Below are 16506 nucleotides of genomic sequence, written 5' to 3'. Positions count from 1 at the left end.
CGGGCCGGATTGGAGACACAGCATGTTCCAGAGAGCGTATTCACAGCGTCAAGCGCCGTCAGTCAGGGTTGACGACGATGAATTGGCGGTAACCCCCCTTGCATACGACGCAGCCGGCCATTGCAGTGACCCGGCCACAGGATCACACTCGATCCGTGATCAACATCGTCCCCAGCGCGGGGACGCAGGAGACCGTCATGAAACGCGCACTCGTGATTGCCCTGCTGGCAGGCGCCCTGGTGGTGAGCGGCGCCAACGCTGCAGCGCGCAACGTAACCGGTACGGACGCGCCGCGTGCGTTGCAGGCCAATGGCCCGGTCAGCGTGAAATGGGAGGATCCGGCCACGTTCACCGAGATCCGCCAGAGCACCAACCGCTTCGAGGCCGAACGCGGTGACTGGGTACAGCAGCTGGCCCGCTACCTGCAGACCACCGCTGCCAAGCCGCTGCAGCCTGGGCAGACCCTCGATGTCACTCTGGTGGACATCAAGCGTGCCGGTGACTACGAGCCGTGGCACGGCCCGCGTGCGCGCGACATCCGCGTGATGCGTGATATCTACCCGCCCCGCATCACCCTGCAGTACACGTTGAAGGACGCCGACGGCCGTATTGTGAGCGAAGGCGACGCCCGCCTGAGCGACTCCGGCTACCTGCAGGGCAGTGGGTTGCTGACCAACAGCGATCCGCTGCGCTACGAGAAGCGCCTGATTGATGACTGGGTGAAGCGCCAGCTGGCCAGCCAGGCCACCGCTGCGCGCTAGGCCCCTCGGCAGGTGTCGACCCTGGTCGACACGCATTCACCGCGCCGACCAAGGTCGGCCGCGACCAGAGCCGCGCATGGCGACCGCTGCGCGCCAGGCCCCCCGGTAGGTGTCGACCTTGGTCGACACGCATTAGCCAACCAAGGTCGGCCGCCACCGAAGCCGAGCGTGGGCTCGGCGTTACACGTACACCTTCGCCACGCGCTTGACCGCGCACGGCAGCTGGTACGCGCTCACGCCGCATCGCGGCGCCAGTTCCGCCAACGTCGGCGCACTGCCCCACAGTTCCACCACGCTGCCCACCGCGGCCTGCGGATGCGCCGTCAGGTCCACCGTCAGCATGTCCATCGACACGCGCCCGATCAGTGCGCCGGGCTGGCCATCGATCAATACCGGCGTGCCATTCGGGGCGAACTGCGGATAACCGTCGGCATAGCCCAGTGCAACCACACCCACGCGGGTGCGCGCCTTGGCCACGAAGCGCGCGCCATAACCCACCGGCTCACCCGCTTCGATCCAGCGTTCGGCGATCACTTTCGACTGCATCGTCATCACCGGGCGCAGGCGCTCGGTCAGCGTGGTGTCGTCCGGCAGCGGGTTCGCGCCATACAGCATCAGGCCCGGGCGCACCCAGTCACTGCGCACGTCCGGCCAGCCCAGCAGCGCCGGCGAGTTGCAGACGCTGGTCTCGCCGTGCAGGCCGTCGATGGCGCGCGCGAAGGTCGCCGCCTGTTCGTGGGTGCGTTCGCTGTCCAGCTCGTCGGCGCGCGCCAGGTGGGTCATCAGCACGATGCGCTCGACCTGCGGCAGCGCTGACAGGCGCGCGTGCGCCGCGCGGAAGCTGTCCACGTCCAGGCCGAGGCGATGCATGCCGCTGTCCAGCTTCAGCCACACCGTCAACGGGCGCGGGCTGTCGAAGGCGGCGACGGCCTCCAGCTGCCACGGCGAACCCACGGCGAACCAGAAATCATGCTCGGCCACCAACGCCATGTCGCTGGGTTCGAAGATGCCTTCCAGCAGCAGGATCGGCGCACGGATGCCGGCCTGGCGCAGTTCCAGCGCCTCTTCGATGGTGGCCACGCCGAAGCCATCGGCCTCGCCTTCAAGCGCCTGCGCACAGCGCACCGCGCCATGCCCATAGGCATCAGCCTTGATGATCGCCAGGGCCTTGCCACCGCCCAGTTCACGGGCGAGCCGGTAATTGCTGCGCAGGGCGCCCAGATCGATCAGCGCGCGGGCAGGACGCATGTGCGGTTCTCTTGTTGCGGCGCGTGACCGTACTGGCCGTAGCGGAAAATATCCAGGCCTTCGGTGCTGATCTGCGGCTGGCGCGCGCTCATCAGGTCAGCCAGGTAGCGGCCCGAGCCGCAGGCCATGGTCCAGCCCAGGGTGCCGTGGCCGGTGTTGAGGTACAGGTTGCGGAACGGCGTGGCGCCGATCACCGGCGTACCGTCCGGCGTGGCCGGGCGCAGGCCGGTCCAGAACTGCGCGCGCGACAGGTCGCCGCCCTTCGGGTAGAGGTCGCTGACCACCAGCTCCAGGGTCTCGCGGCGGCGCTGCGACAGCGACAGGTCGAAGCCGGCCACTTCGGCCATGCCACCGACGCGGATGCGGTCGTCGAAGCGGGTGACCGCCACCTTGTAGCTCTCGTCGAGGATGGTCGAGGTCGGCGCCATCGCCGGGTCGGTGATCGGCAGGGTCAGCGAATAGCCCTTCAGCGGGTACACCGGCAGGCGCATGCCCAGCGGTGCGACCAGCGCCGGCGAATAGCTGCCGAGCGCGACCACGAAGCGGTCGGCGGTTTCCAGCTTGCCGTCGATGCGCACGCCGGTGATGCGGTCGCCATCGAACTCCAGGCCGGTGATGTCCTGGTCGAAGCGGAACTCGACACCGGCATCCACGCACATCTGCGCCAGGCGACGGGTGAACAGCTGGCAGTCGCCGGTCTGGTCACGCGGCAGGCGCAGCGCGCCGACCAGGCCATCGACATGCGCCAGGGCCGGTTCCGCCTGGATGATGCCGGCGCGGTCCAGCACCTCGTACGGCACGCCGTACTGGGCCAGGATCTCGATGTCCTGCGCCGAGGCATCCAGCTGCTGCTGGGTGCGGAACAGCTGGGTGGTGCCCAGGTCGCGGCCTTCGAATTCGATGCCGATCTGCGCGCGCAGCTCGTTCAGACAGTCGCGGCTGTACTCGGACATGCGCACCATGCGCGCCTTGTTGATCGCATAACGCTCGTGGGTGCAGTTGCGCAGCATCTGCCACAGCCAGCGGTACTGGGCCAGGTCCATGCCCGGTTTGATCGCCAGCGGCGCGTGCTTCTCGAACAGCCAGCCGATGGCCTTCTTCGGCACGCCCGGGGCCGCCCACGGCGAGGTGTAGCCGAATGACAGCTGGCCGGCATTGGCGAAGCTGGTTTCCAGCGCCGGGCCGGGTTGGCGGTCGATGACCGTGACTTCAAACCCGGCCTGTCGCAGGTACCAGGCACTGGTGGTACCAATCACGCCGCTGCCGAGAACTAGGACTCGCATGGGACTTCTCCAACCCGATCATTCCCTGCACTGGAGCGCACAGGGACCATAATTGGGGAAGTATAGACAGCCATTCCCAGTTGATTTGCCTGTTTTGAAATCAACCGGCAGGATGTTCTCCTGCAATTCATTCCCCAAGGTTGACGACCATGGCCACCCGTACCCGCGAACTGGACAAGATCGACCGCAAGATCCTGCGCATCCTGCAGGCCGAGGGCCGTATTTCCTTCACCGAACTGGGCGAGCGGGTCGGCCTGTCGACCACGCCGTGCACGGAGCGCGTGCGCCGGTTGGAACGCGAAGGGGTGATCACCGGCTACCACGCCCACCTCGACCCGGCCGCAGTGAAGGCCAGCCTGCTGGTGTTTGTGGAAATCAGCCTGGCCTACAAGTCCGGCGACATTTTCGAGGAGTTCCGGCGCGCGGCGCTGAAGCTGCCCAACGTGCTGGAGTGCCATCTGGTGTCGGGCGACTTCGATTACCTGCTGAAAGCGCGGATCAGCGAAATGGCCTCCTACCGCAAGCTGCTCGGCAGCACGTTGCTGACACTGCCGCACGTGCGCGAGTCGAAAAGCTACATCGTGATGGAAGAAGTGAAGGAAACGCTGAGCTTGCCGATTCCCGATTGAGGCAGTTGCGATCGGGGTCAGAGCCCGCGTTGCGGGATCCGACCCCGGTCAGGATTCGGCAAGGGGTCGGATCCCGCGCAGCGGGCTCTGACCCCCGACCATGGTGACAGTCAACGCTGCTGTGGATGTTTCTGCGAGCGCTGTTCCTGCTGCTTGCCGCCCTTGTGCGGCTGCTGCGGGTCCATCTGCTGTTGCTGTTGCTGCTGCGGGTTGCGGCCCTGCGGTTCCTTGCCGGGATGACGGTTCTGCTGGTTTTTCATGATCGCGATCCAGTGGACAAAGGACATGCGGCGGCGAAATGCCGGCGCACGGTCACGTTGGTCCCGGAACGGTTAATCGAAGGCGAAAAAGCAGTGATCTGCAGCAGGTTGTTTTCGTGCGTTCAGCCCGCACAGCCCGCAGCCGCTGCCCACCTGGATTGGCATTGGAGGTCACCGCTTGATCTGCTGGCCATCGCCGGCCGGCACGCTGTCGTAATAGCGGCCGGTGCGCGAGTCGAACACGCGGTTCGGGCCGGCCGGGCGCACCCCGGGAACGATGCGGCCATTGCGGTCATAGACCTTGTCGGCAGGCTTCGGGACCGGCGCCGGCGCGACCTGGGCCGGACCGGTGGAGTTGATCGGCTGCGTCGGCTGTGGCGAGGGCAGTACCTGCGGCTGCGGGCGCGCGGCCTGTGGTGGCGGCACCACCGGCTGCGGTGCCACGGTGGTCGCACTACGGGTGGCGGTCGGGCTCGACGACGTCGGTACCTGGGCCTGCGCGACCAGCGGCAGCAGGGCCATCAACAACAGGGGAGGGATCGGTTTCATGGCACGCTCCGACGTGGATCGTCTTCACCATGCGCCAGCGCCTGTGTGCCGCCCATGAACGGCCATCACACTTGCAAGCGGGCGCCAGCACCCCCACGTTTTCCGGCATCCCCAGGCCATCGACCCCACGGAGTGCCGCCATGACCGCCTTCGATCTGACGCCCCCCACTGCCACCCAGACCGAGGCGCTGGTCGCCGGTCTCAGCAGCGAGGAACGCCGCGTGCTGCTGCAGCACGGCACCGAAGCACCGTTCTGCGGGGTATTCCTCGACAACAAACGCGAGGGTGTCTACTGCTGCCGCCTGTGCGCGCTGCCACTGTTCCGCTCCAGCACCAAGTTCGATTCCGGCACCGGCTGGCCCAGCTTCTTTGCTCCGTTCGACCCCGCACACGTACGCGAGATCCGCGATACCAGCCACGGCATGGTGCGCACCGAGATCACCTGCGCGCGCTGCGGCAGCCACCTCGGCCACGTATTCCCGGACGGTCCGCCGCCCACCTACGAGCGTCACTGCCTGAATTCCGTCTCACTTTCATTCACTGGCAATGGTGACCCGTGGCCCGATCCACTGCAGCGTGGCGGCGCAGAAAGCGGTGTGGCGGGCTGAAACACCCCGCTGACCGATTTCACAGAATTCCCTCTTCAGAAAACCGGGCGACGGGCCGACAAGGAGATATCCCCTCTCCCTGCGTCGCCCCATGCTCATCATCGTTGGATTCCTGGTCGTCATCATCAGCGTGATCGGGGGCTACCTCGGTGCCCACGGCCGCCTGGGTGCCCTCTGGCAGCCCTACGAGCTGGTCATCATCGGCGGCGCGGCGCTCGGCGCCTTCCTGGTCGGTACCCCGGCCAAGACCGTCAAGCAGACCCTGCAGGCCATGGTGGGCGTGCTCAAGGGCCCGCGCTACAAGCAGCAGGACTACATCGATGTGCTCAGCCTGCTCTATGAACTGCTCAACAAGGCGCGCCGCGAAGGCTTCATGGCGCTGGAAGACCATGTCGAGCGGCCGGCCGAGAGCGCGCTGTTCGGCAACTACCCCAAGGTGCAGGCCGACCACCACCTGATCGACTTCATCACCGACTGCCTGCGCCTGATGATCGGCAGCAACATCGAGCCGCACGAGCTGGAACCGCTGCTGGAACTGGAGCTGGAAAAGCACCATGCCGAAGCCATGGCGCCGTCGCAGGTGTTGACCAAGGTCGCCGACGGATTGCCCGGTTTCGGCATCGTGGCGGCGGTGCTGGGCATCGTCATCACCATGGGTTCGATCGGCGGCGACATCGTCGAAGTGGGCGGCCATGTGGCCGGTGCGCTGGTCGGTACCTTCCTCGGCATCCTGCTGGGCTACGGCTTCGTCGGCCCGATGGCGGCGGCGATGGAAGCCCGCGCCGAACAGGACAGCCGCATCTACGAATCGGTCAAGACCGCCCTGCTGGCCTGCCTGCGCGGCTACAACCCGAAGATCGCGCTGGAGTTTGCCCGCAAGACGCTGCCGTCGAACGTGCGCCCGGCCTTCTCCGATTTCGAGCAGCACCTGAAGACGGTCAAGTAAGCCATGGCCGAGAACAAGCCCACCGTCATCGTCCGCCGGGTCAAGAAGGCCGGCCACGCCGCCCACCACGGCGGCTCGTGGAAGGTGGCCTACGCCGACTTCGTGACCGCGATGATGGCGTTCTTCCTGGTGCTGTGGCTGATGGCCACCACCAACAAGAACGACCGTGCGGCCATTTCCGAGTACTTCCGCAACCCCAGCCCGCTGAGTGGGCAGAACGCCACGCCGGCGCCCGGCATGGCAGGCCCGGGCGGCGCCAGCACCTCGATGATCAAGCTGGGCGGTGCCACCGACATCTCGCGCGGCAACAGCAACGATCCCTTCCAGAACCAGAAGGAGGCTGTGCCGCAGCCGGTGGACCAGCAGCAGCGCGACAAGCAGCAGCTGGAAGCGCTGATGAAGGAGCTGCAGGAGGCGATCAGCAGGAGCCAGGCGCTGGAGCCGTTCAAGGACCAGCTGCTGCTGGACCTGACCCCGGAAGGCCTGCGCATCCAGATCGTGGACAAGCAGAACCGGCCCATGTTCGACCTTGGCAGCGCCACGCTGAAGCCGTACACGCAGCAGATCCTGCACGAACTGGCCGAGTACCTGAACCATGTGCCGAACCGGATCAGCCTGACCGGCCACACCGACATCACCGCCTATTCGGCCGCACGCGGCTATGGCAACTGGGAACTGAGCGCCGATCGTGCCAACGCCGCACGGCGCGCACTGGTGGACGGCGGCCTGGAGGACAGCAAGATCACCCGCGTGGTCGGCCTGTCCTCGTCGGTACTGTTCGACAAGACCGACCCGCAGAACCCGATCAACCGCCGCATCAGCATCGTGGTAATGACCAAGGCCGCGGAGGAGGCCGCCCTGGCCGGTGCCGGCCCGCAGGTGGGGCTGTCGGCGCCCACCGCCGACCCGGACGTGCAGGCCGCGCAGGGTAAGGCAAAGTAGACGGTGGGTGCGGACCCTGGTCCGCACATCCGGGAAAGCGTGCGGACCAGGGCCCGCACCCACCAGGGGCATCACCCGGCGCACCCGCTACAATGGCGGTCTTTCCGTTTCCAGGTGATCCCACCCCATGTCCCAGAACTCCAAGGCCAAGCGCGACAAGCGCAAGAAGCAGCAGGCCAAGCGCCCGTTCCTGCGCCTGAACGCACAGCAGCAGGTGCAGAACCATGCCGTGCTGACCAACGAAGACGGCCAGGTGGTCGCGGCCATCGGCCTGCAGGGCCGTGAGTGGCTGCTGGCCATCGGCGGCCAGACCATGGGCAACGCCGAGAATCCGGTACCGATGCTGGCCATGCTCAAGCACCTGTCCAACGTGCAGGAGAAGGAAGGCCGCAAGGTCAACCTGGAGTACTCCGAACTGCTGCAGAAGCTGCTGGACACCCTGGCGGCCGAATCCGAGCAGACCGCTGACGAGTACCTGGACAAGCTGGTCGCCGAGTTCGAAGGCGTCGACGCTGCTGAAGGCGAGGAAGGCGAAGCCGCCGAGGGCAACGTGGCCGAAGAAGCCGCTGCCGAGGCCGCTCCGGCCGCTGACAGCGACAGCAAGCCGCAGGCCTGAACCGGCCGCGGCGGTGACGGTCTACGTCGATGACGCGGTGCATCCCTGGCGCGGACAGCGCTGGGCGCACCTGATGGCCGACACCCTGGCCGAGCTGCACGCGATGGCGGCGCAGCTCGGCATTCCCCCGCGGGCCTTCCAGAACAAGGCCAGCGGTGCCCACTACGATGTCACTTCCGAGCTGCGCGCACAGGCGATCGCGCTCGGTGCGCGGGCGATCTCACGGCACACCGACCGTGAACTGGTCAAAACGGTGATTGCCAACGCCAGGGCGCAGTACCGGCCGTAGGCCACGTCGCGGGTTCGCCGGACACCAACCGGCACCGACCGGGTAGAGTCGACTGTCAGTCGACTGCTCTCCCATCCGGCCGCGAGAACCCCGCGCTGCGCGCGATAGTCGACTAACAGTCGACTCTACCCCGTCGGGTCGTCTCCAGCGGATCAACCCATCAGGCCGCGCCCAGCAGAACGTCCCCGCCGGGTCGTGCCGGGCGGATCGGCCCATCGCTCAGAACGGGTCGCTGCCCAGGCGGATTTCCACGTTCAGCAGCGAGCACAGCGCCAACATTGCGTCGTCGTCGCGGGTCAGCGCCATCACGCCGGTGAAGCCGTCGCTGCCGGCATCCACGCTCCACAGCGTGTAGTTGTGCTCGCGCAGGCGGTCGAAGGCGGTGGACATCAGCTGCACGCCGTCCAGGTCTTCGGCGAAGTCCTCGTCATCCAGGTCGCCGCCCCAGTCCAGCTGCAGGTTGAAGCGCGCCGACAGCTCGTTCACTGCCGACTGCAGCGATTCCAGATCATCACGCTCGACCTCGAAACCGGACTGCCAGGCGATGGCCGTGAACAGGGCCGGCAGCCAGTCGCTGTCCGCTTCCAGCGGCTGCCCGTCCTCGGCCAGGTGCTCGCGCCAGCGGTTGAACTGCTGCAGGGCCAGTTCCTCGTCGCCTGGGTTGATCAGCACCAGCAGGTTCCAGACCCGTGCCTCGAAGCCATCTTCGTCGAAGTCGTGGATGTCTTCCTCGAAGTCGAAATAGTCGCTGTTGTCGGGCATGGCGGAACTTCCTCTGGGGCAGGCCGGCATTCTACGGTTTATCCTGTGCCGCTGAAGCCGGCCTTGGTGGCCGTCACTGTGAATGAAGCGATGAGCGATACCCCTCCCGACCACCTGGCGATCAACCCGGCCAGCCCCTTCCATGATGCGCAGGCGCTGGAGCGCGGCGTCGGCGTGCGTTTCAACGACGTCGAGCGTGACAACGTCGAGGAATACTCGGTCAGCGAAGGCTGGATCCGCGTGCAGGCCGGCAAGGCCCGCGACCGCCGCGGCAACCCGATGACCATCAAGGTCAAGGGCAAGGTCGAGGTGTATTTCCTGGACCAGAAGCCGGAATAAGCACGGCTCCCGGATCCTGGGGTCAGATCCCTTTCCTGCGGAAAGGGATCTGACCCCGATCAACGCGGACCGAGGTCCGCACCCACCCGGGGTACACGGTCATTCGCGCTTGCGCGATTCCAGCAGGTCCAGGTTGCGGATCAGGCGCCGCGAGATCTCATCGGAGATCACCCCGCGCCGGGTCAACCGGAACAGCTCCTCGCGCTCGGCATTGAGGCCGGCGCTGCGCAGCTGGCGGTAGCCCATTTCCATGCGCCGTACCTTCTCCGGGTCAACGTCGGGCCCATCACTGTCGCGCTCCAGGTGCCGCTGGTAGAGCAGGCTCACCCGCGAGGCGGCGTCGTTGTACAGCTGCACGTTCTCGGTGTTCTGGTTCATCACCAGCTGCTGGCGCATGCGCTCGACCCCGGCCAGCGCGGCCTTCGACGACAGCCGGCGTGCCAGGTCCTCTTCCTTGCGCTCGCCCGAGTCAGCCGGCAGCTGCAGGCCCTTCAGCAGCTGTGGCAGCGCGATGCTGGCGCCCAGCAGCGAGAACAGGATCACCGATGCGGCCAGGAAGATCACCAGGTCACGCGCCGGGAACGCACTGCCGTCGGGCAGGAACAGCGGCAGGGTCAACACACCGGCCAGGGTGATCGCACCGCGCACGCCGGCCACCGAGGTCGCCACCACGATGCGCCAGTTCGGTGCCTCGCCCCGCTCCAGGCCGCGACGACGCGCGCGCAGCAGGTTCCAGCGCAGCGACAACCACACCCACAACAGGCGCAGCACGACCAGTGCCAGATTGATCACCACCACATACACCAGCAGCCACCACGCACTCTGGTGGCCGGTCTCGTTCATGGTGGTGGTGGCGCGTTCGACGATGCCCGGCAGCTGCTCGCCCAGCAGCACGAACATGATGCCGTTGAAGCTGAACTGCAGCATGTTCCAGACCCCGGCGCGCTGCACGCGCATGCTGCCGGAGACGCGACCGGTCAGCTCGACATAGCTCATCGCGATACCGGCGGCGACCGCGGCGAGGATGCCCGAGGCATGGATCTCTTCGGCCAGCAGGTAGGCCGCGAACGGAATGAGCAGGTTGACCAGCATCGCCGCGCCGGGCTCTTCGCCGAAGCGGCGCCACAGCCAGCGCTGGAAGGTGGACACACCCAGCGTCACCGCCACGCCCACCGCCAATCCCGCCACCGCCACCCACACGAAGGTCAGCGAGGCCGTGGCCAGCGAGAAGGTGCCGGTCATCACCGCCGCCACCGCGAAGCGGAAGCAGACCAGGCCCGAGGCATCGTTCAGCAGTGACTCGCCTTCCAGGATGTGCATCAGGCGCTTGGGAATCGGCGCCTTCGAAGCAATCGCGCCCACCGCCACCGGGTCGGTCGGCGAGACGATGGCCGCCAGCGCGAAGCACACCGCCAGCGGCATCACCGGAATCAACCAGTGGATCAGGAAGCCGGCGCCGATGACGGTGAACACCACCAGGCCGAATGCCAGTTCGAGGATCGCGCCCTTGTCGCGGAACAGGCCCTGCTTGGGGATGCGCCAGCCATCGAGGAACAGCAGTGGCGGCAGGAACAGCAGGAAGAACACTTCCGGCTCCAGCGCGTGGCCACGGTTGAACACCCCGGCGATGACCGCACCCAGGCCGATCTGCACCAGCGGCAGCGGCAACGAGAACGGCAGGACGCGAACCAGGTAGCCGCTGGCGACAACGGCCACCAGCATCGCCAGGACGACTTCAATGGTATGCATGCTTCTTCCAGGAAGCGGCGCGTGGGGAGGCTTGGAGGCCAGCGCCGGAAACCCGGAAAAAACTACCACATGCGGCCATGGCCGCGACGGCCGGGGCCGCCGCGCGTCAGCCCCGGCTCATGCCCCGTCGAAGCGGTACAGATCCATGGCAAGAAAGCCGGCATCGATGCCGGCATCGATGCGGCGTGCGCCGAAACCACCCTCGCCGGCCGCGCCCATTGCAAAGAACAGCGGCAGCAGGTGCTCGTCGGTCGGGTGCGCGCGTTCGGCGAACGGCGCCTGCCGGCGGTAATCCAGCAGGGCCTGGCGGTCATCAGCGGCCAGGCGCTGCTCCACCCATTCGATGAAGCGCCGCACGTACGGCGCTTCCTTGCCGTCCTGGTAGTCGCCCCAGTCGTGCAGGTTGTGGGTGATGCTGCCGGAGCCGACCAGCAGCACGCCCTGTTCGCGCAGCGGCGCCAGCGCACGGCCCAGCGCGAACTGATGCTCGGGGCCGAGCAGCGGCTGGATCGACACCGGCACCACCGGGATGTCCGCCTGAGGGCGCAACAGCCGCAGCGGTACCCACGCGCCGTGGTCGAGGCCACGCTGCGGGTCGATGGCCACTGGCAGGCCTGCGGCGGCGATGCGGCCGGCCACTTCTTCGGCCAGTGCCGGATCACCCGGTGCCGGGTACTGCAGTTCGAACAGCGCGCGCGGGAAGCCACCGAAGTCGTGGATGGTCGGCGGCTGTGGATGCGCGCCAACCAGCGGCTGCCGGCCCAGCCAGTGCGCCGAAGCCATCACGATGGCGCGCGGCGTCGGCAGATCGCGCGCCAGCTCGGCCAGGCGCACGCCAACCTGGCCCGGCTGCAGGGCAGTCATCGGCGAACCATGGGAGATGTACAGCGAAGGCAGGCGGGACATGGAATTCTCCAGTTGCAGGATCAGGCGGCGATCAGCGCGAACGCAGGGTCCACTTGCCATCGCCGAGCAGGAACAGCACCACCAGCGCCAATGCCCAGAACGCCGGGTATTCCCAGCCGCCGCCGGCATTGGCGAAACCGAAGCCGTTGGCGCCGTGCACGGTGACGATGGTGCCCAGCAGCAGCGGCACGCCGACCAGGCCCACCCAGCGTGCGTAGATGCCCAGCAGCAGCGCGACGGTGATCACCAGCTCGACGCCGATGGTGAGGTAGCCGAGCACACCGGGCAGGCCCAGAGACTCGAAGAACGCCGCCGTACCGGCCGGGGTGAACACCAGCAGCTTGGTCAGTGCGTGGACCAGGAACAGCACGCCCAGAGCCAGGCGCAGCAGGGTGGCGCCATACGGCGCCAGCGGCGAAACAGGAGCAGCGGTGGTGTGCATCGGAAAGCACCTTGAAGGGAGTGGACACAGGTTATTGCGCCTTCACGGGACGATAAATACGATCGTTTGACCGTATTTATTTCATAAGGCGCAACAATGGACACCCTGGAAGCGATGCGCGTGTTCGTGGCGGTGGTCGAGCGCAACGGCTTCAGTGCCGCCGCCCAGGCCCTGGACATGTCCACCGCCGGCGTCACGCGCCAGGTCGCGGCGCTGGAAAAGCGCCTGTCCACCCGCCTGCTCCACCGCACCACGCGCCGGGTCAGCCCGACCAGTGCCGGCGCCGCCTACTACGCCCAGTGCGTGCGCCTGCTGGCCGAATTCGACGCGCTGGAGGCCAGTATCGGCGCGCAGGCGCTGGAGCCTTCGGGCACGCTGCGCATCAACGCACCGGTGAGCTGGGGCATTGCCCGCCTCGGTCCGCTGCTGGCCAGTTATCGCCAGCGCTTCCCGCAGGTGGAGCTGGACCTGGCGCTGTCCGACCGACTGGTGGACATGGTCGAGGAAGGCTACGACGTGGCCATCCGCATCACCCGCGAGCCCGGTCCCACGCTGATCGCGCGCCGCCTGGGCGAATCGCGGGTGAGCCTGTGCGCCGCGCCGGCCTACCTGGCCGCACACGGCACGCCGCAGACCCCGCAGGAGCTGCAGGCACACGCATGCCTGAGCTACAGCTACTGGGCCGCCGGTGATCACTGGCCGCTGCAGGGACCCGGCGGTGAAGTGAAGGTGGCGGTAAGCAGCCTGCTGCACGCCAACAACGGCGACGTGCTGCGCGAAGCGGCGATCGCCGGCATGGGCGTGATCCTGCAGCCCGACTTCCTGCTGGAAGACGCACTGGCCGATGGCCGTCTGGTGCGCGTCCTGCCCGAGTGGGAAGCCGCGCCGATCGGCATCTTCGCGGTCTACACCAGCCGCAGCCACCTGGCACCGAAGGTGCGCAGCTTCATCGACCACCTGGTGGAGGCCGGGGTGTAGCCGAGCCTGGCGTTTGCGGTAGTGCCGGCCGCTGGCCGGCAATCAGACACCTCCCGGTCCTGGGCGAATGCCGGCCAGCGGCCGGCACTACCACTTAGGCGGCGACCTCATCCAGCGCGTCGATGATCCGTTCCAGCGGTGCCGGCCGTCCCAGCAGGTAGCCCTGCACCTGGTCACAGCCGTGCGCAGCCAGCCAGTCCAGCTGTCCCGGCGTCTCCACGCCTTCGGCGATGATGGTCAGGCCCATGCTGTGGCCCAGCGACAGCAGTGCGCGGCAGATCGAGGCGTTGCGTGGATTGGTTTCCACGTCCGCCACGAAGCTGCGGTCGATCTTCAGGATGTCCAGCGGCAGGTGCTGCAGGTAGGACATGCTGGAATAGCCGGTGCCGAAGTCATCCAGCGACACGCTGATGCCCTGCTCGTGCAGGCGCTGCATGGTCTGCATCGCCTGCCCCGGCTTGCGCATCAGGCTGCTCTCGGTCAGTTCCACATGCAGCGCACCCCGCGCCAACCCGAACTCCTGCTGGGCGCGGGTGAACTCGGCCACCAGGTCGCTGTTGAAGAACTGCACGGCCGAGACGTTGACCGCAATCGGCAGCTCGCCCCACCCGGCCTCGACCAACCGCCGCTGCGCCTTCGCTGCCGCTCGGATCACCCAGCGGCCAAGTGCCAGGATCAGCCCGGTGTCCTCGCACAGCTGGATGAACTCATTGGGCGGAATGAAGCTGCCATCAGCCTGCGGCCAGCGCAGCAATGCCTCCAATGCCGCCGGGCTGCCATCGCTGGCATGCCGGATCGGCTGGAAGTACAGCTGGAACTCGTTGTCGATGGCCGCATGGATGCGCCCGGCCAGGCGCAACCGGTCGGCCAGCCGCGTGGTCACCGCTGCGTCGAACCAGACCACCACGTTGCCCTCGGCACGCGCCGCGTGCGCCGCCTGCGCGGCCATGCCGATCACCTGTTCGGCGCTGTGGCCGTCACCGGCCACATGCACCGCCACGCCGATGCGCGGCTCGAACTGGTGCAGTGAATCCTTGCCACGCATCGGCGCCGACACGATCTGCAGCAGGTCGTCCAGCACGCGCTGGGTATCGTGCTCCGAACCGATGGCGAACACGAAGTCCTCCGCCGGCTGGAACGCCAGCGTGCCGCAGCGTGCGCCCAACCCGCCCAGGCGGGTCGCCATCGACTGCAGCACGGCATCACCGATCTCACGGCCCAGCGTATCGGCCACCAGCTGCAGTCCGCGCAGTTGCACGAAGGCGATGGTATAGCCCTCGCCCTGCTCATCCAGCTGGTCGGTCAATGCACGCACGTTGAGCAGGCCGGTGGCCGGGTTGTGCCGTGCCTGGTAGGCCAGGTCGCGCTCGTAGGCCAGCCGTTCGCTCACATCCTCGGCCAGCACCAGGCACGCGGGCTGTCCGTCGAAATCGAGTTTGGACAGGTGTGCGCGCACCTCGAACACACTGCCGTCCTTGCGCCGGTGCAGGCGCACGGTTGCGTCGGGGGGATCGCCCACCTGCGCGCGCTGGATGGCACCACGCACCTCGTCCCAGCCTTCGCGCGGGCGGATGTCGAGGATGCTCATCGCCAGGAACTCCTCGCGGCTGTAGCCGTACTGGCGCACCGCCGCGTCATTGACCTCGATGAAGCGCAGCGTGTCCGGGTCGAACACCCAGAATGGCGCCGGGTTGCGGTCGAACAGCAGGCGGAAGCGGCGTTCCACTTCGCTCATCTGCTCGCGCGCCTGGTAGCGTTCGCTCAGGTCGGTCAACGCGCCGATCATGCGTCGTTCGCTGTCGGCCACCTCCACCCGCTGTCCGCGCGCGCCCACCCAGCGCACTTCACCACCGGGCAGCACCAGGCGGAACACCTGGTCGAGCACTGCGCCGCCGGCAAAGGCCTGGTCGAAAGCCTGCTGCAGGCGCGCGGCATCATCGCGATGCACGCGAGCGAAGAAGTCGGCTACCGGCAGCGCATCGGTCTGCACGCCGAAGATCTCGCGCGCCAGGGGGGACCAGCGCAGCAGCGCGGCGTCCTCATCCACGTACCACGTGCAGACACGCCCGACCTGATGGGCCAGACGCAGCTCGGCATGGCCCGCCTTCAGTTCCTCGGCCATCGCCTGCTGGCTGCGGGTACTGCGGCGCACCGCATACAGCAGCACCAGCAGCACCACGATGTAGGCCAGCACGATCGCCACCGATGCCTGCAGGTACGGCCACCAGGGTGCCAGCACGTCTTCATCGGCCAGGCCGATCTGCACCGCCAGCGGGCTGCGGTCGAGCGTACTGATGGTCGTGATGCGCGGCACACCATCGACCACGCCGGGCAGGCTGCCGAGCTCGACCACCGCCTGCTTGCCGAGCAGGTCACGCCGCGGCAGGTCGTAGCGGCGACCGACCGTGCCATGCGGATCGGGCACGCGCGCCAGCATGTAACCCTCGGCGTCGGTGATCGAGACCAGCCCGTTGGGACCAACATCCAGGCCGCCGGCGATGCGCTGCAGTTCACCACAGCGCAGCCGCGCCAACAGCCAGCGTTCACCGGCCATCGGCAGTGCCAGCGGCACCACCCAGTCGCCATCGCTGGCCCGCTGCGGCGGGCCGATGTACAGGGCACTGCCCTGCCCCCGGCGCAGCGGGTCGGTCCACAGCGGCAGCTGCAGGTCGCCGCGCCCGCCGGTCAGCGCGCGCCCGTGGCGGTCCAGCACCACGATGCTGTGCAGTTCAGCGTGGCGGCGCAGCACGCCACCGATGGCCGCATCCAGCAGTACCGGGGCCTGTGACGGCACGCTGCGGAACAACTCACCGGCATCGCCGGCGATGCCGGTCATCGCCCGCTCCAGATTGCGCAGTTCCAGCGCCAGCAGGCGCTCGCTCCCCACCGCCAGCGCACGGCTCTGCCGCTGCGCCGCCTCCAGGCGGCGGTGATGGTCGTTGGCCAGCATGGTGGCCAATCCGGCCACCAGCAACAGGCCCAGCAGCACGCCGCCCCAGGTGATGGCGCGCAACGGACGGGCCAACGCCCGCTTCAACGCGGGCATCGGTCGATCTTCCTTGTGCAGTCGGCTGGCTTCATGCGCGAACGAATCCTCCACATCCCCGACCTCAACGGCCGGCGGACGCCATTCTTGACGCCTGACCCCGTCCTGCATGGCCACCTCCCCGTGTCCGCGCAGGGCTCCAGGGCCCAGCAT

General features: G+C 67.5%; 18 protein-coding genes. 9 read left to right on the top strand and 9 right to left on the bottom strand.

The window, feature by feature from the left end; genetic code table 11:
• Nucleotides 1-197: 197 nt before the first annotated feature.
• Nucleotides 198-761, top strand: coding sequence for a DUF3016 domain-containing protein (locus AC5P99_RS14115; protein ID WP_043033923.1), 564 nt, complete (start codon nt 198-200; stop codon nt 759-761).
• Between the two features lie 180 nt (nt 762-941).
• On the opposite strand, the gene alr is transcribed toward AC5P99_RS14115, so the two are convergent.
• A complete protein-coding gene (gene alr / locus AC5P99_RS14110) occupies nt 942-2009 on the bottom strand; it encodes an alanine racemase (protein WP_005412128.1) in 1068 nt (355 codons plus the stop codon).
• Entirely contained in the window at nt 1988-3292 is a 1305-nt protein-coding gene (locus AC5P99_RS14105; protein ID WP_005412127.1) for a D-amino acid dehydrogenase, read from the bottom strand. The genes alr and AC5P99_RS14105 overlap by 22 nt, the downstream gene beginning before the upstream one ends.
• 149 nt (nt 3293-3441) lie before the next feature.
• Between AC5P99_RS14105 and AC5P99_RS14100 the strand changes: the two genes are divergently transcribed.
• Entirely contained in the window at nt 3442-3921 is a 480-nt protein-coding gene (locus AC5P99_RS14100; protein ID WP_005407919.1) for an Lrp/AsnC ligand binding domain-containing protein, read from the top strand.
• A 110-nt stretch (nt 3922-4031) separates the two neighbouring features.
• Here AC5P99_RS14100 and AC5P99_RS14095 read toward each other — a convergent pair whose 3' ends face one another.
• Nucleotides 4032-4208 (bottom strand): hypothetical protein, encoded by a 177-nt coding sequence (locus AC5P99_RS14095; RefSeq protein ID WP_033833709.1) that lies wholly within the window; start codon nt 4206-4208, stop codon nt 4032-4034.
• Nucleotides 4209-4352: 144 nt separating this feature from the next.
• The gene (locus tag AC5P99_RS14090) at nt 4353-4730 is read right to left on the bottom strand and encodes a hypothetical protein (RefSeq protein WP_049449767.1); all 378 of its coding nucleotides are present in this window, start codon (nt 4728-4730) and stop codon (nt 4353-4355) included.
• 140 nt (nt 4731-4870) lie between these two features.
• Between AC5P99_RS14090 and msrB the strand changes: the two genes are divergently transcribed.
• From msrB to AC5P99_RS14065, 5 genes are all read left to right on the top strand, one after another.
• Nucleotides 4871-5338, top strand: coding sequence for a peptide-methionine (R)-S-oxide reductase MsrB (gene msrB / locus AC5P99_RS14085; RefSeq protein WP_049449768.1), 468 nt, complete (start codon nt 4871-4873; stop codon nt 5336-5338).
• Nucleotides 5339-5429: 91 nt separating this feature from the next.
• The gene (gene motA, locus AC5P99_RS14080) at nt 5430-6284 is read left to right on the top strand and encodes a flagellar motor stator protein MotA (protein ID WP_495213262.1); all 855 of its coding nucleotides are present in this window, start codon (nt 5430-5432) and stop codon (nt 6282-6284) included.
• Nucleotides 6285-6287: 3 nt separating this feature from the next.
• Entirely contained in the window at nt 6288-7226 is a 939-nt protein-coding gene (motB, locus tag AC5P99_RS14075) for a flagellar motor protein MotB (RefSeq protein ID WP_123958192.1), read from the top strand.
• Between the two features lie 127 nt (nt 7227-7353).
• Complete coding sequence (locus AC5P99_RS14070) at nt 7354-7842, top strand: hypothetical protein (protein WP_049449770.1); 489 nt, start codon at nt 7354-7356, stop codon at nt 7840-7842.
• A gap of 13 nt (nt 7843-7855) precedes the next feature.
• Complete coding sequence (locus AC5P99_RS14065; RefSeq protein WP_005412122.1) at nt 7856-8131, top strand: DUF4031 domain-containing protein; 276 nt, start codon at nt 7856-7858, stop codon at nt 8129-8131.
• A 219-nt stretch (nt 8132-8350) separates the two neighbouring features.
• On the opposite strand, the gene AC5P99_RS14060 is transcribed toward AC5P99_RS14065, so the two are convergent.
• Nucleotides 8351-8893, bottom strand: a complete 543-nt coding sequence (locus AC5P99_RS14060) for a DUF6630 family protein (RefSeq protein ID WP_005407911.1) — start codon at nt 8891-8893, stop codon at nt 8351-8353.
• 90 nt (nt 8894-8983) lie between these two features.
• On the opposite strand from AC5P99_RS14060, the gene AC5P99_RS14055 reads away from it, so the two are divergent.
• Nucleotides 8984-9232 carry a DUF3297 family protein gene (locus AC5P99_RS14055; RefSeq protein ID WP_005415112.1) on the top strand — a complete coding sequence of 83 codons (249 nt, stop codon included), beginning with the start codon at nt 8984-8986 and terminating at the stop codon, nt 9230-9232.
• A gap of 99 nt (nt 9233-9331) precedes the next feature.
• Here the strand turns inward: AC5P99_RS14055 and AC5P99_RS14050 are convergent, their stop codons facing one another.
• From AC5P99_RS14050 to AC5P99_RS14040, 3 genes are all read right to left on the bottom strand, one after another.
• Nucleotides 9332-10981: a Na+/H+ antiporter gene (locus AC5P99_RS14050; RefSeq protein ID WP_005407909.1), complete on the bottom strand. Its 1650-nt coding sequence runs from the start codon at nt 10979-10981 to the stop codon at nt 9332-9334.
• A gap of 117 nt (nt 10982-11098) precedes the next feature.
• On the bottom strand, nt 11099-11887 hold the full coding sequence (locus tag AC5P99_RS14045; protein ID WP_495213261.1) for a dioxygenase family protein: 789 nt from the start codon (nt 11885-11887) through the stop codon (nt 11099-11101).
• A gap of 31 nt (nt 11888-11918) precedes the next feature.
• Nucleotides 11919-12329 (bottom strand): DoxX family protein, encoded by a 411-nt coding sequence (locus tag AC5P99_RS14040; RefSeq protein ID WP_005412120.1) that lies wholly within the window; start codon nt 12327-12329, stop codon nt 11919-11921.
• A 96-nt stretch (nt 12330-12425) separates the two neighbouring features.
• Here AC5P99_RS14040 and AC5P99_RS14035 point away from each other — a divergent pair, with 96 nt between their 5' ends.
• Nucleotides 12426-13307, top strand: coding sequence for a LysR family transcriptional regulator (locus AC5P99_RS14035; RefSeq protein WP_005412119.1), 882 nt, complete (start codon nt 12426-12428; stop codon nt 13305-13307).
• Nucleotides 13308-13401: 94 nt separating this feature from the next.
• Here the strand turns inward: AC5P99_RS14035 and AC5P99_RS14030 are convergent, their stop codons facing one another.
• On the bottom strand, nt 13402-16464 hold the full coding sequence (locus tag AC5P99_RS14030; RefSeq protein ID WP_049449774.1) for a bifunctional diguanylate cyclase/phosphodiesterase: 3063 nt from the start codon (nt 16462-16464) through the stop codon (nt 13402-13404).
• Nucleotides 16465-16506 lie beyond the last annotated feature (42 nt).

It is taken from the genome of Stenotrophomonas sp. YJH_SMC_80, from assembly GCF_059372495.1.
Note: the sequence above shows the minus strand (reverse complement) of the source record. Positions and strands in the feature narration are given on the sequence as shown.